We start from the raw sequence: 21,893 nt of genomic DNA on the forward strand, positions 1-21,893 counted from the left end.
AGGGCTGTTGCCGCAGGACCACCCCGGCTTAGGCCTGCCCGAATCGTTGGTGATAAGCCCTTTCCAGGGATTCCCGGTGATTTGGGTGGGCCAGTTGAATGAGGGCCTGCGCACGTTGCTTTAAATTTTTGCCGAACAGGTTAACCGTTCCGTACTCGGTAACTACCCAGTGCACATGGCCGCGGGCGGTTACTACGCCGGCCCCTTCTTTCAGGAACGGAACAATGCGGCTGATGCCTTTATTGGTTTGTGAGGGCAAAGCGATGATTGGCAAACCGCCGTCTGACAGCGAGGCGCCGCGGATAAAATCCATTTGCCCGCCAATGCCCGAAAACTGGTACGTACCTATCGAATCTGAACATACCTGGCCGGTAAGGTCAATCTCAATGGCGCTGTTAATAGCGGCTACTTTTGGGTTTTGGCGAATGATGCTGGTATCATTAACATAACTGATATCCATCACCCGGATGGCAGGGTTATCGTGTACAAAATCATATAACTTCCTGGTGCCTGCCATAAAAGCGGTTACCGAGCGGCCGGGGTTCAACTTTTTCTGGCTGTTGTTGATAACGCCCTGCTCAATCAGGGGGATAATACCGTCCGAAAACATCTCGGTATGCAGGCCAAGGTTTTGGTGCGTGGTCAGGTTTTTAAGTACCTGGTCGGGTATTGCGCCTATGCCCAATTGCAGGGTTGCACCGTTTTCAATCATTGATGCTACATGGTAACCAATTTTCTCAATCACCGGCGAGGTCTGGAAGTCGTAATTTACCTCCGGGAGTTGGCTGTTTTGCAAAACCATCGCATAAAACCTGCTCACGTGAATAAACCCTTCCCCGTGTGTTCGGGGCATCAGCGGGTTAACCTGGGCAATCACATATTTGGCGGTATCAACAGCAGCACGCGCAACATCTACCGACGTACCCAGCGAGCAGTAACCATGTGCATCGGGCGGCGAAACCTGTACCAGGGCAACATCAATAGGCAGGATGTTTTTGCGGAACAGCTGCGGAATCTGGCTCAGGAAAATGGGCACATAATCGCCATTTTGGCTGTTAGCTACATTCCTGGTAGCAGCCGAAACAAATAACGAGTTGAAGAAAAAACTTTTCCTGTGCTCCGGCTTATCAAAATTTACCTGGCCAAGGGTGGTTATACTCACCAGCTCCACATTATTTAATTCATGATGCCTGTCCTGTAAGGCTTCAACCAGGCATACAGGTGTGGCAGCGCTTCCATGTATAAATACCCGGTTGCCGGGTTTAACTATTTTTAATGCTTCCTGCGCGGTAGTGTATTGTATTTCAATCATATGGTTATGCGGACTGCTATCCGGTGGTTTTTTCAAAGATATGCCCTTAGGCCGATGGATTCAGGATTATCTTATTCATGCCAAAGTCAATTTAAGGGGGGGAGCAGGCGGCGAATGCCAACACGGGCGCGACATTTTTTTGACTTTTGACTTTTAAAAATGGCGTTGCCTGCGGTCCGTGCTTGCAGTACCATCTTCAACGTTCAGAAAATTAATATTTTGAAAATAAGAAACTTGTTGTATGTTTGTACTATATGTATAGTACAATAGTATTTTAACATGATTAAATTTAAATTAGACCCTAAAACGGGTACCCCGTTTTACCGGCAAATAATTGATCAGATCACCTTTGGCATAGCTGCGGGAAACCTGAAAACAGGCGAACAATTACCCACTGTGCGTTCGTTGGCTGTAGATTTAAAAGTAAACCTGAATACGGTGGCCAAAGCCTACAAAGAGCTGGAAATTCAGGATATTTTAGAAACACAGCAGGGGACAGGCACATTTATAAGCGAAATCAGGATCCAGATAACCGAAAAGGAGCGAAGCGCCAAATTAAAAGAGATCTGTAACGAATTTTCGTCCATTGCATTCAGCTATGGTTTTTCGACAGACGACATTATTAATCAACTTAAAAAACAATAATATGATAAGTAGTAAAAAGAATACCAAGCTGGGCGTTAACCCGATTGCAGCCGTGATATTTGTTGTGTTAACAGGAGGCGTTATTGGTTTGTATTATTTGGAATGCATTAACGCTTTAACCCTGGGGCTGTTGCTTATAGCTTCGCTGTTTTTGGCCAACTCGGTGCATATAGCCGATCAGTGGGAAAAAGCTATTGTTTTACGCATGGGTAAATATACCGGGCTACGCGGCCCGGGTTTATTTTTCACCATACCGCTGGTTGACAAAATAGATAATTATATTGATCAGCGGGTTAGGGTTACCGAGTTTAAGGCCGAGCAAACACTTACCAAAGATACCGTGCCGGTAAATGTTGATGCCGTAGTGTACTGGACGGTATGGGACGTTGAAAAGGCCGCGCTTGAAGTGCAGGATTATGAGGTGGCTATAGCTTACATAGCGCAAACGGGATTAAGGGATGTAATAGGCAAACATGAATTGGCCGAGCTGTTGCAGGAACGCGATAAGGTGACGGATTTACTGCAAAGAATACTGGATGAGCATACCAACCCCTGGGGCATAACCTGCCAGAATGTGGGTATTAAAGATATTGTTATCCCTCAATTATTAGCCGATGCCATGAGCAAGGAAGCCCAGGCCGAAAGAGAACGCAGGGCAAGGGTAATACTGGGCACCGCCGAGGTGGAGATTGCCGAAAAATTTGCGGTTGCAAGTGAACAATATATCAATAACCCGGTGGCCTTACACCTAAGGGGGATGAATATGTTGTTTGAGGGCCTGAAAGAAAAAGGATCGATGGTGATAGTGCCAAGCTCGGCGTTGGATTCCATGAACCTGGGCGCTATGGGCGGGTTAATCTCCTTGGCAAAATCAAACGAACCAAAGCAAGATGTGTAAGATTTCATAAAACCCGGTGTTCAGTTAATTCCACAGGCATTACTAACGCGGGCTGCGAGTAAGGTTGGGGTTTTGTGCTTTACAACAGCATTGTGATTTGCATGCGGGCGCACCCCGATATTATCGGGGCGGCGGCGGGAAAAGTGCTTGCGGGAGCGTTTCGTTATTCAAGCTATTGTATAAGTCTGAAATTATATTTTGGCCCTTTTCTTTGACGCACGTTGTGGCCGAACGGTTACCGTTTTTGTATCGCCGGCAGGCATGGCTGTATTTGACGAACCTTGTGTAGTTATTTGTACACTAACGGGTTTTTGCCCTGTTTTTTTATATCTGGCAATAGCCTGAGCAATGGTTTGCATGGTAGCCTCAGTAAAAACCGATGGCCCCACTATTAGGTCAACGTTTTTGGGTTCTCTGATATATCCCATAATTCAAGCTTTAAAATATTGTTTAATCAAAAATAATGCCTCTTGCGGATAAATGATCATATTATGCCCACCCACATGTACAGCGCCCAGTACTTCCTCATAATGGCGTATCAAACCCGTTTTTGCCTGGTAAGAAACGAAGCCTTCGTTACCGGCATCCCACGACCTTTTACAAGCAAATGCAAAAAGGTTACCGCCAACTCCCTCGTGCTTTTTATCCGGTCCGAAATTAATCGGTGCACTTTCAGCTAAATGCACATATACAAAGCCCTCTTTGTCGCTTAAACTTATCAAGCCCTGTATAACATCGGGTTCATCTACCGTTGTTAATTTATATACTAAGCGGTCTTGCTCGTTAAACTCGGTTTTCCATGTAAAATGCCACTTGTTTTTTTTGATGGCGAATTTCATGTCTTCCTTTGTTGCCAACGACAGTTCAGTTTCTAAACTTTCACCGCTATTCAACTGGCGGATACTGTTGGTAAGGTCGTCAATAACTAAATTAAGGTGATAAACTGAATCATCAGGCATTATACGAATATACGGAAATTGTAAAAAATAATTGCTTTTTAAAGTGAAATCAGGTTAAAAAGATAAAGGTTTAGCTGAACTATAGGGATATGTAACACCATTTCCGCGTGTTGCCGATGTTGCTATTAACGAGCAGGGATAGCCGAAAGTAAGATGGCGTTACGTAAACATTAAAACTTTTTACATGCCAAACAACATTGTGATTTGCATGCGGGCGCACAGGCCTGGAGGCCTGCGGCAGCAGAAAGTACTTGTGGTAGCCGGGTGTTTTTTACGCCGCCGCCTGCCTGTTGTATTTGTGCTTATAATCGTTGGGCGACAAACCGGTGAACTTTTTAAACACCGCCCTGAAAGCCTTAACATCATTATAACCCACCTGGTACATTACCTCGTTTATATTTTTTGATGAATTTTCCAGCTGCTTTTTGGCGGCTTCCACCTTCACCCGCTGAATGTATTCGGCTGGGGTGTTGTTGGTGGCTTTTTTAAAACGGCGTTCAAAATGGCGGCGGCCGATGGCAAACTGGTCGGCGAGGTCATCTACAGAAAGTTTCCCGGTGTAATTATGTTCAATAAATTCCTGTGCAAGCTTAATGGGTTCGTCCTCATGCTTTTTTTGCCCGTTAAACATGACAAATGGCGACTGGCTCTTCCGGTCGATCTCGATAGCGAAAAACTTAGCCGCCATTATGGCCAGCTCCCTGCCGGTATATTTTTCAATAATGTGCAGCAACAGGTTCCAGTAAGAGCTGGCGCCGCCGCTTGAGTAAAGGCCGTCAATTTCGGTAATGATGGTACCATCCGTCATGGCCACTTCCGGGAACATGGCCCTGAACTCGTTGCCCGACATCCAATGCGTAGAGCATGATTTTCCGTTAAGCAACCCGGTAGATGCCAGCAGGAAAGCACCAAGACAAAGAGAAGCCACCTCGGCGCCGTTTTTATATTGGTTGATAATCCAGGGCACAAAATCCTTGTTCAGTTCAACCATGGCCTTCATATCGCCCGATAGCGCGGGGATAACCACCAGGTCGGTTTTTTTAAGGTCGCTTATCAGCACGTCCGTATTAACCGCGAAAGCGCCGTTGTTGAGCGGTACCTGGGCGGTTAAGCCCACCAATTGAACCTCAAACGCGGGCTGTTTACCGGCGCTAACCAAAAATTGATTAATGGCGGTGAACATATACCGCGGATCGACAATTGCAGACGGGACGGCCTCATAGGGCACCAGTATCGAAATGTGTTTCATGTTGATCAAATCTAAGCAATCAAAAAATAAAAAGTCGCATTTACACCCTGCAGATGTCAAATACATGCAGTACTTATTTGCTTACCTCCACACTACCTTTGAATTAACAAAATCACCAACAAAAAATATCATTATGGAAACCACAGTATCACCAACCACGGCAACCACGCCTTCAAAATCATCGTTGTTAGCCGGGCGTATCATCAGCGTTATCTGCATTTTATTCCTGCTGTTTGATGCTATCTCCAAAATCATGAGAGAAAGCAACTCGGTAAAAGGCACCATTTTTTTGGGCTACGGCGAAAACATGGTACAGGTAATAGGTACCATACTGCTGGTTTGCACCATCATCTACATCATTCCGCGTACTGCTGTTTTGGGCGCTATTTTAATTACCGGCTACCTGGGTGGCGCTGTAGCTATTATGATGAGGGCCAACCAGCCGGCCTATTTCCCTATAGTTTTTGGCATACTGGTATGGCTAAGCCTTTACCTGCGCGATGGAAAAGTAAAAAGCCTGCTCAACTTTGGCGGTAAGTGGTAAACCGGCGTTAAAATAATTCGCGCTATGACGCAAAGAAAATGACGCAAAGAAAAATAAGGAATTGCTTTGCCACTTAGCGTCCTGGCGCGAAAAAATCAAAAAGCGGTTTCCTGGTAATATATTGCCTGTAAATAATAATTATAATAAAAAATGAGGGAGTTGGTGGCATCGGTAAATGTAACTTTAGATGGCTTTATGGCCGGGCCCGATGGCAGCCTTGACTGGCATTTTAAATACTGGGATGGCGAATTGTGCGAAAGCCTTTGCCGGCAACTGGCCCGGGCAGATACCATTTTATTAGGTGCACGCACTTATGAAGCCTTTGCCAACTACTGGCCCGCAAAAGCCAACGACCTGCTGATGGCCAAAGAAGATATTGTAATGGCCGAACTGATGAACGGGCACATCAAAGCGGTAGTATCCAAATCAATCCACCTTACCCCCTGGCGCAATACCATCCTGCTAAAAGGAAAGTTAAAAAAACAGATAGACCAATTAAAAGCCCAGCCGGGCCGGGATATCATAGTTTTGGGGAGCGGACAGTTGGTATCATCACTCATGAAGCTAAACCTGGTAGATAGGTACGAACTTTGGGTGCACCCGGTAGTAATTTCTACCGGGAAACGTTTGTTCCCCACCCTTAGCCATAATTTACAAATGCGGTTAACCAACACGCAGGTATTTTCGTCGGGCATTGTGCGTTTGAGTTATGGCTGTGAAAAAGCGGGTGAGCAGATGCCTGTTGTTGGTTTGCCGGCATAAAGCTTATTATTTACATGCCGATATTTGTTGGTGACAACAGGCAACAAAGAGCGGTAGGGGAAAGACCAACAAGGGGCGAGCATTTACTAAGGAAGTCACAAGTCACCCTTCGCACCTCCAGCCCGCAAGACTTGCGCCAAAGAGGGCATCCCGATATTATCGGGGCGGTAACAGGGGGGGAGTGCCTAAGCGGTGAAAATGAGTAGTTTGCAAACGGGGTATGACTATAGCAGACGTATTGACTCAACTGACAACCAAAAATAGGGCAAAAACAATTGTATAGCTATTTCCGGACGGGTTATGCCCGCCATAAAAGCGGACGCTTGCCGTTCGTTTTCGATACAGCTTCAAAAGCAGAATGCTTGTAAATGACTGATAATCAAAAAAATAACATTTGGCATTGTATTTATTGATTCTTTTTGTCGAATTTATTGTTAAGTCATTCATTTATAGCCTATTCAAATGATTAAGAACTATTTCAAGACAGCCTGGCGCATCCTTTGGCGCAACAAAACATATACTTTCATCAACGTACTTGGACTGGCTTTAGGAATATGTGCCTGCGTAACCATTTACCTGATCTCCAGTTACGAACTCAGTTTTGATACCTTTCATCCCGATAAGGATCGCATCTACCGGGTGATGACCACCGTTCATTTTGCCGCCGGAGATCAGGATGTCATGAGTAAAGTGCCGTATTCGTCGGTGGCTGCTGCCCGTCGCGAACTTCCCGGCGTTGAGGCTATTTCAGCAGTAGGCATGTATTATGCCAGGATAAGTGTGCCTGATGGCAATAAGCCGGTCAAAAAGTTTGATAGTTCAATCGATGGAGCGTACTATCCGGGCACAATAGTAGCAGAACCGCAATATTTCAAGATATTTAGTTACCGCTGGCTTGCCGGAAATCAGGAGACCGCTTTGAACCAGCCTTATAAAGTTGTGCTTACCCTGAGCCGGGCACAAAAATATTTCGGTAATGTTAATCCTGGAAGCCTGCTTGGCAGGGAAATTGTCTATGACGATTCGCTCCATGTCCAGATTTCGGGAATTGTTGAAGACTGGAAGAAAAATACCGACTTCGCCTTTACCGAGTTTATTTCTTATAACACCGTCCAAAATAGTTTCCTAAAAAGGGCTTTTGCAGATGACTGGAACCATATGTCTACCCAGGCCTTTGTTAAATTGGCTCCTGGTACAAGCCAGGATAAGGTCAATGCCGGTTTTGCCGCCATCGTTAAAGCTTATGCACCGAAAAATCCGGATGTTAAACTTAAACTGTGGCTGGAAGCCATTACCAAAGTGCATTTTGATGCAGACGTTGTGGAAAATCCGATCCGTACTGCCGACCTTCCCATTGTATACGGGATGATTGGCACTGCTGTATTCATCCTGCTGCTGGCCCTGGTCAACTTTATTAACCTGGCAACAGCCCAATCCATTCAGCGCACCCGGGAAATGGGGGTCAGGAAAATTATGGGAAGCAGTAAGGCCGGTATCATGCTGCAGTTCCTGGTAGAAACATTCCTGGTAACTTTTTTCGCCTTGATCCTTGCCTTGTTATTGGTTAACCCGGTGCTTGCTGTATTTAAGGCATTTATTCCACAGGGTGTTACCTTCAGGTTGGTAGAAACCAATGCCCTGCTTTTCATATTGTGTATAACCCTGATCACTTGCTTATTTGCAGGCCTGTACCCGGCAAGCAGCTTATCGGCACAAGCCCCGGCCTTGAGTTTGAGAGGCACCTCAACCCCTGGTGACGGGCAATGGTGGCTGAGGAAAGGACTCATTGTTTTCCAGTTCACCCTGTCGCTTGTTTTTATTGTCGGCAGCCTGGTGGTCCATCAGCAATTAAGCTATACCCGTGGCAAAGCAATGGGTTTCAATACCGATGCCATTATCATCCTGCCAACCAGCCGAAAGGCTCCGGCAAAACAAATGAATGTATTGGCGCAGCAATTAAAACAAATTCCCGGTGTTAGCATGATTTCCAGTGAGCAATATACCCCTATGGACGGCAGGGATGGCAACATCCCGCTGAAATTGAACGGGATAAACGGAACGGAGACACGCATCCCCGAATTGTCAGGAGATGAACATTATTTGTCTCTATACGGCATGAAGCTGCTGGCCGGACGAAACCTTTTGCCAGCAGACAGCCTGAAGGAATATGTGATCAACGAAACGTTTTTGCACCTGCTTGGGCTGCATGAACCACGGGAAGCTATTGGCAAAATGTTGCTTTATCAAAACAAACCTTATCCTATTGTGGGCGTAGTTGCCGACTTTCATGAAAAGTCCTTCCACGAAACCATCAAACCGGTTTGTATTGTGAATATTCCAAAGATGCAGCAAGATATTGCCGTTAAGCTGGCAGTGAGCGGCAAACAGGCAGCCGCGCTGAAAGTAACTCTGGCACAGATCGAAAGATCATGGAAAGCGATGTATCCGGGAGAGGTGTTTGACTTAAGGTTTTTTGATGAATCGATAGCGCTTTTGTATGAAAAGGACTACCGGACAGCAAAACTGATTAATGCGGCAACATTCATCGTGATCTTTATTTCCTGCATTGGGTTATTTGGACTCACCATATTCACCACTAAAAGAAGAACGGCAGAGATCGGCATAAGGAAGGTGCTTGGCGCAAGTGTAACCAACATTATGCTGATGCTCTCCAAAGATTTCGTTGTGCTGGTGCTGGCGGCATTGGTAGTTGCTTCTCCCGTTGCCTGGTATTTGATGGACCGGTGGCTGCAAAATTTTGCTTATCGCATTGCAATAAGCTGGTGGATGTTTGCCTTATCCGGCGTAGTAGCTATCGTTATTGCGCTACTGACCATCAGCGTCCAATCGATCAAGGCTGCCATGATGAACCCTGTTAAAAGTTTGAGAAGTGAATAATCGGCGATAATATGTAGCGATAATATTCAAAGATTAACATCTAAATCCGTCGACGCGATAGTCCTCCATATGGGAAAATACGCTAACTACCTCGTTTTGATGGTATCGAAAGCTTTATACTTTACAACAATATCGTGATTTGCATGCGGGCGCACAGGCCTGGAGGCCTGCGGTGGCGGGGGAACGCACCCACAAGCGCGAAAGTAAGCCAGGAACGAAACTAAGATGGCGTTATGTAAACCTTAAAGCCTTTTTATATACCATATTTGTTGGTGACAACACACAACAAAGCGTGGTGGGGACACCAACGGGGACTACGCTTATCCCTCCGGAGGGCCGAAACGTTTTTGCGATGTGGCGTTTTTTATAAATGGTTGCAAGGCGGAATGGTGGCGCTTTCAACTTTTAAGTTTGCCATTGTACAACCAATGTTTTTTGTACGTATTATTTCCGTATATTTGTTTTGCTAAAAAAATGATATGGAAAAGCCATTGACGATACCGGCAAAAGCCAGGTTTGACGCTAAAATACCCAAAGCTCAAAAAGACCTTTTTGAATACGCAGCCAGCCTGGGGGGATTTCGTACGCTTACTGATTTTATTATTAATGCAGTACAGGAAAAAGCAAATGCCATTATCCATGAGCATACCGTAATCCTTGCATCCGAAAAGGACCGGGAGATATTTTTTAATGCGCTCGTAAATCCATCCGGCCCAAATCAAAAATTACGCGATGCCGCAGAACGTTATAAATTATTCCTGCAAGAGAATAAATGAGCGTTAAAATAGAACTGCTGAACTCCGCACTCAATAAAAAGGATTTTAGCTGCGGTAAGCAAATGCTGGATAATTACCTGCACAAACAGGCAGGCCAGGACGTTAAACGCAAGTTATGCGTGGTATTTGCCATGTTTGAGGATACAACCATAAAAGGTTATTACACGCTTTCAAATGCCTCTATACCCGCCGAACTAATGCCCGAGGCAGTCAGAAAAAAAATGCCGGGGGCCTATAAAACACTCCCGGTGACCTTATTGGGCAGATTGGCAATTGATGTAAAATTTAAAGGACAGGGCCTGGGTAGTATCATTTTGTTGGATGCCCTGAAACGTAGCTTTGATATAGCCAATAAAAGCTTAGGATCAATCGGCGTAGTCGTTGACCCTTTAGATAACGACGCCCTTGCATTTTATAAAAAATTCGGATTTATCCTTTTGCCCGATAGCGGCAAGATGTTCCTTCCTATGGCCGATATTGCGCAGTTGGGCTTGTAGCAGCAATTGCCGGCCGGGCAAGTAATCGGAATTGTTGGAAGATGGCGGGCTCTTCTTCATGTCTCATTAACCGGGTCACAAGTCATCCGACCGCCGGGCTATCGCTCAAGACTTGCGCCAAGGAGGGTAGATGGAGTCAATTCAAGTTTACTCACTTTTTTCCAATAATTCTTTTCCTGTGGGTCGATCCCCATTTATACAATTCTGATACAACAGGTTTTAACGATTGTCCATAATCGGTAAGTTCATATTCAACCGTCATTGGTTTAGTATCATATACAAATCTTTTGGCCAGTTCATTTATTTCTAACTCTTTTAACTCTTTTGATAGCATTTTTGGCGTAATGCCGGGTATTGATCTCTGAATTTCCTTAAATCGTTTTCGTCCAAGTTTAAGGGAAAAAATGATTTGTAGTTTCCATTTTCCGCTCAAAATATCTAAGGCATCCTGAAGCGGTAACAACATTTGCGCATACTTTTCCTGTGATAATTGTGCCTGCAAATTTTCAAGGTATTGTTCTTTAACTTCCATAAAATTGAGTGAAGTATAAAGATACCGAATCACTTTCTTTTTAAGCAGGTTTCTCTAAGTATACCGGTATACTAAAGTATAGCATTACCTAAGGGCATGCCTTTAACAGTAGTTTTGCCAGGGTAATTAATAATGAATACTTACCTATGGCTATAAAAAAGATAATTGAAAATGTTTGCCAGATCAGCTTGGGCGCAGTTAATTGTTTTATTATTGATAATGATGGATTAACCCTGGTTGACACTGGTTTTCCCGGAAGCGAAAAAAAGATATTTGATGCTTTATCTGAAATTGGAAAGAGACCTATTGATATTAAACAAATTATTCTTACCCATCTGCATCCTGATCATGCCGGCGCAGCCGCCGATATTCAAAAGCTGCTTCAAATTCCGATATACGCACACAGCACGGATGCCAGGCTGATTAGAAAAGGTGTTGGTGGCCGGGAACCGATGGCCCGTACGCGGGGATTTTTTCCCTGGTTGATTTTTAATTTATTTATGCGAAACGCAAAATCGATCATCAAACCCGTAGATTCGGTTATGGCTTTACAAGGTGGCCAGTTACTGCCTATACTTTCGGGTGTGAGGGTTATTCATTCACCAGGTCATTCCGAAGGGCATATTTCTTTACTTTTAGAAAAAGAGCAAGTGCTGATTGCCGGTGATATTTGCGGGAATATGGGTGGGCTTAGCTATAGTATCCTATACGAAGACCCGGTTTTGGCCAAACAAACCTTGAAAGAAGTGGCAAAATACAATTTTGATATTGCTTGTTTTGGGCATGGTAATCCGCTTTTAGCAGGAGCAAACAAAAAAATTGCAGAAAAATTTAAATAAGCTCCGTTAAATTTGAGTATTTCCTGGATGAGCGATGGCTAAATCAAAAAAACCGTTCCCCGGCAGGAACGGCTTTTTTGCAACCACATGAACGCAATCATTCCGATGTTGTTTTGGAGAATTTGCTGAGTCCATTGTGCCCCTTTGGCCGGCTCGTCGCTAACCATTTCAAAGATTGCTTTCTGGCTTCAATGACTGGGTGGTTTTAAAACTTATAAAAGATAATTTTGGAGTTCCTGCATTTAATATGTACTTATGTGTGTACAAATAATTAATTTAACAATGGAACTACAGGGCCGTTGCGATACCGGTAAATAAACAGCGAAACAGGAATTAGGAACAATGAAAATAATGATAACGAAAGCAATAATCTCCTTTTCGCTGCTTATCAGCACATCGGTATTCGGGCAGATCAAGCGATCTGATACCACATATATAAATCCGAAGGTTAAGGAGGTTATTGTAATATTCAAAACACACTTCGATATAGGTTATACTCATCGGGTTAAAGATATTGTACAGTTTTATCGTACAGATATGATTGACAAAGCTTTGGAAATTATGGACAAGACCAAAGATTTGCCTAAGGAACAACAATTTTCATGGACAGCGCCTGGCTGGGTAATGGCTAAAGTATTGGAAGATTGGCCGGGACAGACGCCTGAACGTCACCAAAGATTGGAAGATGCTTTCAAATCGGGGCGGTTTGTTACCCATGCAATGCCTTTCTCTGTTCAGTCGCAGATATTGTTCCCCGAGGATGTGGCCAGAGCCTACGAATCATCATCTTTCGTTTCCCGCAAATATGGACTGCCTTTGCCGCGCGGCGCAAAAATGACGGATGTGCCTTCGCAGGCGAGCGTTTTGGCTACAGGATTGGCACAAGGCGGCGTAAAATTCATGCATATCGGATGCAACTGGCCCAGCGAAGATGTGAAGTATCCGCCGCTTTTCTGGTGGCAGGGGCCCGATGGTAGTCGTGTTTTAACGCTTTATTCGCCCATTTACGGAACTACTACGGCACTAAATTGGCCATTTGAGTGGGGCGGCAGGGATCCGTATGTCGGAAGAAATCTTATCCCTCCGGCCGACTGGCCTTATTCTGTATGGCCTGCTATAATTGTTACCACCGATAATTCCGGACCGCCAAGTCCTGCCGATGTTAAAGCATTATTTGACGAAGCTGAAAAAAAAATGCCGGGAGTGAAAATAAGGGTGGGGCGCCTTGAAGACTTTGCTGATGCAATACTTCCTACCCATCCTAAGTTGCCCGTTATCAAAAAAGAAGCCCCCGATACATGGATACACGGCAATATGAGTGATCCTGGCGGAATGAAAATTTCCCGTAATATTAACCCGCTTATACCAACTGTTGAAGGGCTAAACACCCAGCTAAAAAATTGGAACATCGCTGTTCCTGATATCACCAAAGATATTTCGAAAGCATATGAAAATGTTTTGCTTTATGCAGAACATACCTGGGGCGGTGCTCAAAATATCAATGAATACGGAGCCGCATTTAAAAAGCTATCTCCCGAAACCTATAAAGACCTTGAAGGATCATGGGAAGACAAGACCGATTATATCCGCAAAACAGAAAATATTATAAAAACGCTGCTGGCAAACAATATGGCAATTCTTGCCCAAAATGTAAACCACCAGGGTAAGCGCTTTGTAGTTTATAATCCGCTCCCTTACAGCCGGTCGGAGTGGGTACAGGTGGGCAATCAACATAAATTTATCTATGCCAGGAATGTTCCCCCTTCCGGCTATAAAACCTACACCGAAAAAGATTTGGTTGCAAATAATTCAACCGGCTTAAGTTCAAATAAGATAGAAAACAAGTATTTCATAATTAAGATGGATCCGGCCCGTGGTAGTATTTCGTCGCTGATTGATAAGCGAACAGGGAGAGAATGGGTTGATGCCCAAGCTAAACGCGGCCTGGGACAATATATGAATGAACGGTTCACTTACGAACAAACAGTAAAATATGTAACCGATTATCAACAGGGACGTGGTTTACACGCCTTTGGTTCCAAAGGCGAATGGCTGCACCCCAATATGTACAAGCCCGGAATGATTTCTGAAAAACAGGTGCCGTACCGGGCTGCGTTATCTAAAAATGGTAGTTTGAAAATCACCAAAGATGCCAATCAGGAAACAGCCGTTATTGACATGCCTGTCGATACGGCTAATCACTTCCCTGCTTCTTCGTTGCAGATAACCTTACAAAATGATAAGCCATTTATTGATATGGAGCTTACCATTAAAGATAAAGCAAAAGATAACTGGCCCGAAGCCGACTGGTTTTGTTTTCCCTTTAAAATAAATTCCCCCAAATTTAGTGTAGGCCGTTCCCTTGGGATGATGGATCCATCCAAAGATATTATGGAAGGGGCCGATAAAGATATATACGCTGTAGGAACCGGCGTTACTATAACAGGTAAGGATGGGGCCGGCATTGGTTTCTGCCCATTTGACCACCCGCTAATCAGCTTCGACAGGCCGGGGATTTGGAAGTTTTCTAAGGATTTTATCCCGCATAAACCGGTTATTTACCTTAATCTTTATAATAACCAGTGGAATACAAATTACCGGTACTGGTATCCGGGAACCTGGAGTTCAAAAGTAAGGATATGGACTTTTACCAAAAACAGCACCACGGAATCGAGGTTGGTAACGCCCTCTTTTGAAGCCCGTACCCCTTTGGTGGTGGCCGAAGCTGAAGGCAAAGCCGGTAATCTTCCTGCCGGGCAAACCGGAATTTCTGTTTCAAGAAAAGGCATACAAGTTACTGCCTTCCGCCGCAATAGTGCCGGCAATCCTGTTTTTGCAACAGCCGCTGCTAATTCAAATTCAACCCTTTTGCGGCTATGGGAACAAGGAGGAAATTCAGGAAATGTGACAGTTACTTTGCCGAAAGGGATAAATTATACTAAAGCAACACCTGTAAATCTCCGCGGTGAAATAATGGGTAAGCCAGTAAAAATCACCGGAAGTAAGCTAAGGTTTATGTTAAAAGCATACGCGCCGGCCAGCTTTGTTTTAGATGATGCCCCGTGACCGTTAATACCACATAATTGGAATTGATATAAAACCCCCAAAGCTGGCGCACGCGTGCCGCGTGTGCCCCGTATGCAAATCACAGTCTCATTGTATAGCCCTAATCCCACGATTTTCCCACAGCCCGCGTTAGCAGCAATTGCCGACCGGGCAAGTTACTGCCAGGGTGGATTAATTGTTGAAATATTATAATCGGAATTGTTGAATGATGGCAGGCTCTTGCTTCTTCTCATGTCTCATTAACCGGGTCACAAGTCATCCGACAGCTGGGCTATCGCTCAAGACTTGCGCCAAGGGGGGCATTTTCTATAATCTACTCGTAAACGTAAATTCGGATGAGAAGCAATTGAATGAATCCCGATTTCTAATTAGGGTCGGTGGGATAAGGGTAAGGAAAAAACCACATTCCTTACAGTAGCATCATAACCTTGCATATTTTTGTAGCCTAATTTGCCCACAATGGATTTTCCAACAGATATTTAATTGTTCTTGTAACTTTAAATATTTATTATTGACTTTATTATTCAAACCTTATGCACCAGCCAATATTGCCAACAAAAGATCTGAAGTCGTTGGTCTTCGCGACAAAGCCGCGTGAGAATGCTGGTGCACGAAGTTCAAACAGGTTTGACTATCAAAAAAACTGGGCAATTGTTAAACTCACTGAATTACATGCGACCGATCAGGATTATCTCCTGGCGTTTGAGTTTCATGAAGACATCGCGGTATTCGATTCGGCAGTCGATCCCACTTCTGTAAATTTTTATCAAGTAAAAACTACTGAAAATTCGCATTGGAAACTTACCGACTTTGCGAAAACCAAAAAGGGTAAGGGTGACACAATTCTGCCTTCTATAATTGGAAAATTAAGTGAGCAATTGGAAAATTTTGGTGATCTGGTTGGTGGTTTGTTTTTAATTACAAACTCAAAGGTTCAAGCAAAACTCAAAGATGATATTGACTGTTTAACAGTGTCCGCTTTTAGCTTAAAAGACATCTGTGATGCGGACAAAACAAAACTTACTAAGAAATTAGCAATTGAATTGCCAGGTAAGGATTGGTCTAAGTTTTTTGATTTGATGGTTTTTAATCTTCAGCAACTAGATATAAAGCATCATAGTGAAATTACTAAGGCAAAACTAAGTGCATTTATTGAAGCAGTACTACCGAATGTGAAATACCAAATCGGGCCGGTATATAAGGCAATATTTGATGAAATAAAAACGAAGAACAATGTGGAAACTACCGCATTGTCATTTAACGAACTAAAAACAAGCAAGTCAGTTAGCCGAGCAGATTTCGACAAATACCTTTTTGCTTTAAAGAACAATGATTCGATGAAGGATTTGGCGGTATCAATAGCGCACAGACTTGACCAAGAACTTGTTGATTACCGTTTCGTTGCCTCGTTCAAGTCACACGCAACGACTTACGAAATAGCAAGGATGGATTATGACGATAAACAACTCCAAAAGATAGAACAAGGAGTTTTTAATCACGTCAATAATTATCAATCCATAACCGGAAAATTAAGTGAGGATATGGAAAAAATCTTCACGAGCTTATCGAAAGATTTGGTTACAAATATTTCGTTTGAACCCAATTATATTAAAACGATTATTTTATTCAGGTTGTATGGAAAAGGGTAGTTTCAAACGACTTATACGGACATTAAGAAATAAAAGGCATGAAGAAATTCAGATTAAGAGAGATGACCCTACTGTCGTTAAGGGAAAGGAGATCAAGAAAAGTGATCTTCAGCCCGACGAGGACAGTGATCATCGGGACAAATGAAACGGGTAAATCATGCTTAATAAAGTCCATCTATCACACCTTTGGGGCAGAACCACACAAATTGCATCCGGACTGGCTGGATGCGCAACCCATTTCGGTTATCAAATTCACCATAGATGAAGTAGACTATGTGATTTTTCGTCAGGAAAAAACATTCGCGTTATTTGATGGTAATGACGAAATGATCGGAAAATATGTGAAAGTTTCTGAGATCGGGGCAAAACTTGCTGAACTGCTTGATTTTAAGTTAGAGCTTAGAGACCGTCAAAAAAAGATAGTCATCCCGCCACCGGCATATTTGTTTTTACCATTCTATATGGATCAGGATGTCAGTTGGCAAAGAAATTGGGATAGCTTCAAAAACCTATATTTACCTAAGGACAGGTTGGGTATAGTGAATTACCACACAGGTATTCGACCTAATAAATACTATCAAACCAAGAATGAGTTAGGTATCATTAATGAAGGCATCGCTAATATGGATAAAGAGATCAAATTGATCCGCGGGATGCTTAATAACGTTAAGGAAAAGTTGACCATTTCCGATTTTACAATTGACCTCGATGCTTTTCAATCAGAAATAACCACACTATTAGCGGAATGCCAAGTGCTCAGAATTGAACAAGAGGATTATAAAGTAAAGTTATCTAAGCGTTTTAATCATAAAATCAATCTTGATGCACAATTGCTTATAGTGCGTAAAACATTGGCTGAAACGCAAAAGGATTATGCGTATGCATTAGATAAGGTCGACGAGGTAGTTCCTTGCCCCACTTGCGGTGCTGAATATGAAAATTCGTTTGCAGAGCGGTTTGGAATAGCACAAGATGAGCAAAGATGCTATGACCTCATACTTGAATTGGAAGAAGAACTGGTTACAGTAAATGATGAAATCGTAAAACTTAACTCGAAATTTGTTGAAAGATCAAAAACACTTCTCGAAATTGAAAATCAGTTGGAACGCAAGCAGGGAGAGGTAAAGCTTAAGGACCTAATCGAAAGTGAAGGTAAAAAAGAGGTTCAGAATTTGTTCAGACGGGAAATTGCAGATTATTCCAAAGAGCTTACGGAGAAAATAAAGTTACGTGAACAATTGGATATCGATTTAAAATTATTGGAAGATAAAAAGCGCGCTGAGAAAATCAAAAACTTGTATCGTGGCTATATGAAACAGTTTTTATTAGAAGTCAATCTGCCCAATGTTAGGACGAAATCTTACGAAAAGATTGATTCTCAATTGTCTGAATCGGGAAGCAAAACACCACGTGAGTTCATAGCTTACTATTATTCAATATTAACTGTTATGTCTGAGTATGCCTCAGCTGCATTTTGTCCAATAGTCGTTGATTCTCCTAATCAACAAGCACAGGATAAAGACAACTTGCCCACACTATTAAATTTTATTGTTAACCGTCAGCCGCCTAATTCACAACTGATTATGAGTATAGAGGGTGATCACGGCATCGATTATAGAGCTGATATAATTAAATTGGAAGAAAAAAATCATCTGCTACAACCCGATGATTTTGACGACGATTTTCAAGATGTTAAACCCTATTTAGATGCTATAATCGGCGGTCAGCAACTATTCTATTTTTAAAAATTACCGGAATTGAATTTTTAGTCGTCACTTCCCTTGACCTTATAAGCATAATCCCAGTCATCAAAATCATGTACATTTACTAAAAAATTGGAAAACTTGAACGTATTTTCATAAAGCATGCTATAAATAAATTTGGTGATAGCTGCAAAACCTTCCAAATTGTCCAACTCTATAACCTTAATTCCAAACCTTGTTGTAGAGCATATAAATGGCAATACTGCGTTTAAAGAATTTAACTTATCGTAATCAAGTTCTTCGTTGTTGGCTGGTGTTAATTGAAAGCTGCCAGTTTGTTCGTCAAACTCAAATTCATAACTTCTTAACCCTTCTTGTGGTATTAAAACCATTCGGAAGTTTATTGAATTGAAATAATCGTCAAGTTCATAATGCTCATACAGATTCGAGAATTTTTCAAGGTTATTTTGAAATATTTTCATCAATTTAATAACGTTTCCAAGAAATACGACCTCTCCGCAAAAAATCGAAAATCCAGGCCCCTTAGTACCATCTTCAAATTGCGTATATGTGTTGCTAAAGTCAATGATGCATGTGAACTTTTTATAGGTAACATGCTTGAATGATTGAATTGCAGCAGCTTTTATGATAAACGCAATAAGAAACTTCTGACTATCTAGATCCATTAGCGGAGGCAAAATTTCACAGTGAGGGACACTCCTGTATTCCTTTTTTTGAGGTGGTGCTGATGCGATCTGCTCTCGTATCAACTTTTCCAGAATGATCAATTGTTCTTTAATTTCATTCTGAATGCCATCATAGTTTGGCCTATTTTCTTTCAACGCTGGATAGTAAGTATTTCTAATTGCAGGATACTTTGCAATTAGCTCCTGAATATCAATCCAGCAAAAGAGTTTTATTTTTTTGCTCCCGGACTTGCTTTCCGCAATACAGATATCTTGAAGTTGAACAATTCTATTTGTCGTGGTAGCAAAGTAGAACTGCTGAATCTCATGGGGGAAATCGTCAATCGATTTTATAGTCGCCTTGAAATCATCACTTAATTCTTTGATCAGCGCAGTTTTAGAACGATTCAAATCCTTTTTCTTAGCTTGTATAGCAATTTTAAGCTCGGGACTATAAATATCCACGCCAAACTGGGCCATACCCTTCGATCCGTACTCCTCAAATGAATCGGTGTCGAACATTAAATTAAACAAATCCTTAAGAAAGGTTTGAAACTCAAATTCATCACCTAATGGTTCATATTGGTATTTCATAGTTGTCAATTTGATTTAGGCTTAAAGTGAGTCGGAATTTCAATATCTGAAAATATTAACATCATCCTTGAATTCACCTTTATATTCCACACGATACTTCCCGAACAAACTTAAAAATATAGGAGAAAAGTCCGAACCTGCGGTCAAGCTTAATTGTTTAGCTTTATCACTAACATGAAGCAATGTTTCGTTATTGATGAGGATTTGAAGGGCTTCTTTAAGAGCTGCAACCCCTTCAATATATAACGGATTAACGCTCGTTTTACTACCTATAGAATGTTGCGCCATATCCTGGAAAACTTTTCGTGCTTCTTTTGTGACTTTACCTGTCGTGAATATTATCGTTTTATGTGCTTTAAATTTAACGGCACGATAAGTCAATGGATGTGCATCCCCCGGTTCAAAATCCCTATCTTTAAGCTCAAAGATCCAAGTTTTGTCCTTAAATTGGACAACACAGTCCACTTCTTCACTATCTTCGGTCAAGTTCCAAATGATACTATTCTCCGGAATGCCACATTCGATCAATGACTTGGTAAGCAAAATGGTCATCCAGTGACTTCCCGAAGTCATTTTTCTTCCAAGATCACTTAGGAGAAAACTTTCCTGAATTTGTTCATCAATGAAATTCCTTCCACAATGCGGACAACTGAGCACAGATTTGCTTAGCTCTTCTTTTAACCGCACCACGCCAATCGGCGTTGAATTCTTTTTACAGCTGACGACATACCTTTTCGTTACTAAATTATGATTAATCAACTCATTTACAGTTTCTAAAATGGAGTCTTTGAGTTCTCCCTTAACATGTTGCGTTTTGAAGGATTCATGTTCAGCAATTCTTCTAAGTACTTGTCTGAGCTTATTATCACTTATTATCGATGCAGCTTGGGATTCTGTGTCAGCCATGACCGGATATTGGAATAGCTTATAATAAGTAACATGCGTATCAAGTTTGTCATTTTTGGAAAAATGATACCAATTCTTTTCCATATGCCTAACCTTACGACCATCTACATTTGCCTTTAAAGAGACTTCAAACTGTTTGACATATCTGATTAATACCTCGTTTGCCTCTAACGCGCTATCCGATATAACTCCAATTTCGATCCGGCGATCCGGCGAAGAAAATCCAGAAGATTCGTTGGTAATATATATTACGCTTTTACCTTCGACAAATAGATCAGCTCGATAAATGAACGAATTGGTCCCTTTTACATTATAATAACCAATCCAATCTAAAATTTCTTTACTAAGATTTTTAATGCCAGCAGTTTCTAAAAATTTCACCTTCGACTGCCAAATCACTGATTTATATCCCGCCTCATTTATCCCTTTAAGGATTCTGGTAAAATCAGTTGAATCAAGTGTTAGTTTGGAATAGCAGTTATAAACTTCGATCATATAATTGTCTTCTGTTCTATTGGTAAAATACTGCCATCGCAAAAAAAGAGTACCATGGTCAATAGAGCAGTAAAAATAACCTTTAATAGCTAAAGTGTAACCATATTGATGGCATAGTCGCGGGCGGAAAAAATATAAACTCCGGCAATGACGGGGCTATGCCTTCGACCCCGTATGCAAATCACGATGTTTCTGCAAAGCACAAAGCGCAACCCTCCCCACAGCCCGCGTTAGTGATGGCAGTGGATACCGGCCCAGCGCCTAAGGCCTGTGCAGTATGAACGAACAGCACGGCCCGCAGGGAACGCCAAAATTAGATTTGAGATGTGAGATATGAGATTTGAGACAAGAAGGCCAGGAAGAAGAGTCAAGAGTTAAGAGTCAAGAATCAAGACAGAGAAAAAGTATCGAGTAGTTAGTATCAAGTATCAAGATTTTTTGAGGTAGGAAAACTTATCAATCATCCACCAATTACAAAGTCCAGATGTTCGCCGGTTCCAAAGTTCAACTACCCGCTTGTCTGAAGGTCAGCTGGTCCGCCAATCCCAATGCCCTCATCACCCCTTCAAATAATGCAACCCCACGCATCCCGATTTAAAAACCTTGGTATCTACCAGTTTCCAGTTTAATTTGTCCTGCAGAGGGAAATCTTCCATCAACTTTTTTCCTTCGCCAATAATTACCGGGTGAATTACAATGTGAATTTCGTCGACCAGGCCGAGCGCCATGAGTTGCGAACGCAGGCTTACGCCGGCCCCCGCTACCGCAAGTACTTTCCGCTGCCGCAGGGTGTGCCGTGAATTACGAGCCTTCTGAATAAAGGTAAGTAAATGTTGTATAAAAGATGGTAGTAGGCCTACCAGTGTCGCTGTGCAAGCAGAGG

Annotated in this window: 19 protein-coding genes; 11 read left to right on the plus strand and 8 right to left on the minus strand. The window is 42.5% G+C overall.

The features are described from left to right. Positions 1 to 28: 28 nt before the first annotated feature. The gene (locus tag BMX56_RS07925; protein ID WP_255369799.1) at positions 29 to 1,348 is read right to left on the minus strand and encodes an acetyl-CoA hydrolase/transferase family protein; all 1,320 of its coding nucleotides are present in this window, start codon (positions 1,346 to 1,348) and stop codon (positions 29 to 31) included. A 243-nt stretch (positions 1,349 to 1,591) separates the two neighbouring features. On the opposite strand from BMX56_RS07925, the gene BMX56_RS07930 reads away from it, so the two are divergent. Further along, the gene (locus BMX56_RS07930) at positions 1,592 to 1,957 is read left to right on the plus strand and encodes a GntR family transcriptional regulator (RefSeq protein ID WP_090643767.1); all 366 of its coding nucleotides are present in this window, start codon (positions 1,592 to 1,594) and stop codon (positions 1,955 to 1,957) included. Position 1,958: 1 nt separating this feature from the next. Next, complete coding sequence (locus tag BMX56_RS07935; RefSeq protein WP_090643773.1) at positions 1,959 to 2,855, plus strand: slipin family protein; 897 nt, start codon at positions 1,959 to 1,961, stop codon at positions 2,853 to 2,855. A 191-nt stretch (positions 2,856 to 3,046) separates the two neighbouring features. Here the strand turns inward: BMX56_RS07935 and BMX56_RS07940 are convergent, their stop codons facing one another. The 3 genes from BMX56_RS07940 to BMX56_RS07950 form a co-directional block, all read right to left on the minus strand. After that, entirely contained in the window at positions 3,047 to 3,283 is a 237-nt protein-coding gene (locus BMX56_RS07940) for a hypothetical protein (RefSeq protein WP_090643776.1), read from the minus strand. Between the two features lie 3 nt (positions 3,284 to 3,286). Further along, positions 3,287 to 3,814 (minus strand): hypothetical protein, encoded by a 528-nt coding sequence (locus tag BMX56_RS07945; protein ID WP_090643781.1) that lies wholly within the window; start codon positions 3,812 to 3,814, stop codon positions 3,287 to 3,289. A 271-nt stretch (positions 3,815 to 4,085) separates the two neighbouring features. Further along, entirely contained in the window at positions 4,086 to 5,063 is a 978-nt protein-coding gene (locus BMX56_RS07950) for a GlxA family transcriptional regulator (protein WP_090643786.1), read from the minus strand. Positions 5,064 to 5,196: 133 nt separating this feature from the next. Here BMX56_RS07950 and BMX56_RS07955 point away from each other — a divergent pair, with 133 nt between their 5' ends. From BMX56_RS07955 to BMX56_RS07985, 5 genes are all read left to right on the plus strand, one after another. Further along, entirely contained in the window at positions 5,197 to 5,607 is a 411-nt protein-coding gene (locus BMX56_RS07955) for a DoxX family protein (protein ID WP_090644053.1), read from the plus strand. A 150-nt stretch (positions 5,608 to 5,757) separates the two neighbouring features. Continuing rightward, positions 5,758 to 6,369 carry a dihydrofolate reductase family protein gene (locus BMX56_RS07960; RefSeq protein ID WP_090643793.1) on the plus strand — a complete coding sequence of 204 codons (612 nt, stop codon included), beginning with the start codon at positions 5,758 to 5,760 and terminating at the stop codon, positions 6,367 to 6,369. 462 nt (positions 6,370 to 6,831) lie between these two features. Then, complete coding sequence (locus BMX56_RS07970) at positions 6,832 to 9,267, plus strand: ABC transporter permease (protein WP_090643802.1); 2,436 nt, start codon at positions 6,832 to 6,834, stop codon at positions 9,265 to 9,267. Positions 9,268 to 9,746: 479 nt separating this feature from the next. Then, on the plus strand, positions 9,747 to 10,043 hold the full coding sequence (locus BMX56_RS07980; protein WP_090643809.1) for a type II toxin-antitoxin system TacA family antitoxin: 297 nt from the start codon (positions 9,747 to 9,749) through the stop codon (positions 10,041 to 10,043). Then, positions 10,040 to 10,540 (plus strand): GNAT family N-acetyltransferase, encoded by a 501-nt coding sequence (locus BMX56_RS07985; RefSeq protein ID WP_090643815.1) that lies wholly within the window; start codon positions 10,040 to 10,042, stop codon positions 10,538 to 10,540. The genes BMX56_RS07980 and BMX56_RS07985 overlap by 4 nt, the downstream gene beginning before the upstream one ends. Positions 10,541 to 10,691: 151 nt before the next feature. Here the strand turns inward: BMX56_RS07985 and BMX56_RS07990 are convergent, their stop codons facing one another. Further along, on the minus strand, positions 10,692 to 11,072 hold the full coding sequence (locus BMX56_RS07990; protein WP_090643818.1) for a winged helix-turn-helix transcriptional regulator: 381 nt from the start codon (positions 11,070 to 11,072) through the stop codon (positions 10,692 to 10,694). Positions 11,073 to 11,218: 146 nt separating this feature from the next. On the opposite strand from BMX56_RS07990, the gene BMX56_RS07995 reads away from it, so the two are divergent. From BMX56_RS07995 to BMX56_RS08010, 4 genes are all read left to right on the plus strand, one after another. Next, positions 11,219 to 11,911 carry an MBL fold metallo-hydrolase gene (locus tag BMX56_RS07995; protein ID WP_090643823.1) on the plus strand — a complete coding sequence of 231 codons (693 nt, stop codon included), beginning with the start codon at positions 11,219 to 11,221 and terminating at the stop codon, positions 11,909 to 11,911. A gap of 351 nt (positions 11,912 to 12,262) precedes the next feature. Then, on the plus strand, positions 12,263 to 14,977 hold the full coding sequence (locus BMX56_RS08000) for a glycoside hydrolase family 38 N-terminal domain-containing protein (protein ID WP_177183744.1): 2,715 nt from the start codon (positions 12,263 to 12,265) through the stop codon (positions 14,975 to 14,977). 533 nt (positions 14,978 to 15,510) lie between these two features. Continuing rightward, positions 15,511 to 16,626 carry a dsDNA nuclease domain-containing protein gene (locus BMX56_RS08005; RefSeq protein WP_090643833.1) on the plus strand — a complete coding sequence of 372 codons (1,116 nt, stop codon included), beginning with the start codon at positions 15,511 to 15,513 and terminating at the stop codon, positions 16,624 to 16,626. Positions 16,627 to 16,664: 38 nt separating this feature from the next. Next, on the plus strand, positions 16,665 to 18,371 hold the full coding sequence (locus tag BMX56_RS08010) for a hypothetical protein (protein ID WP_143065393.1): 1,707 nt from the start codon (positions 16,665 to 16,667) through the stop codon (positions 18,369 to 18,371). Positions 18,372 to 18,391: 20 nt separating this feature from the next. Here BMX56_RS08010 and BMX56_RS08015 read toward each other — a convergent pair whose 3' ends face one another. The 3 genes from BMX56_RS08015 to BMX56_RS08025 all read right to left on the minus strand — a co-directional run. After that, on the minus strand, positions 18,392 to 19,609 hold the full coding sequence (locus BMX56_RS08015) for a hypothetical protein (protein ID WP_090643842.1): 1,218 nt from the start codon (positions 19,607 to 19,609) through the stop codon (positions 18,392 to 18,394). A 39-nt stretch (positions 19,610 to 19,648) separates the two neighbouring features. Beyond that, positions 19,649 to 21,010, minus strand: a complete 1,362-nt coding sequence (locus BMX56_RS08020) for a hypothetical protein (protein ID WP_090643847.1) — start codon at positions 21,008 to 21,010, stop codon at positions 19,649 to 19,651. Positions 21,011 to 21,567: 557 nt separating this feature from the next. Continuing rightward, positions 21,568 to 21,893: dihydrofolate reductase family protein (locus BMX56_RS08025; RefSeq protein WP_177183745.1), on the minus strand; the 326-nt coding region annotated here is incomplete at its 5' end.

Origin of the sequence: Mucilaginibacter sp. OK283, from assembly GCF_900110415.1 — a bacterium.
Classification (GTDB): Bacteria; Bacteroidota; Bacteroidia; order Sphingobacteriales; family Sphingobacteriaceae; genus Mucilaginibacter.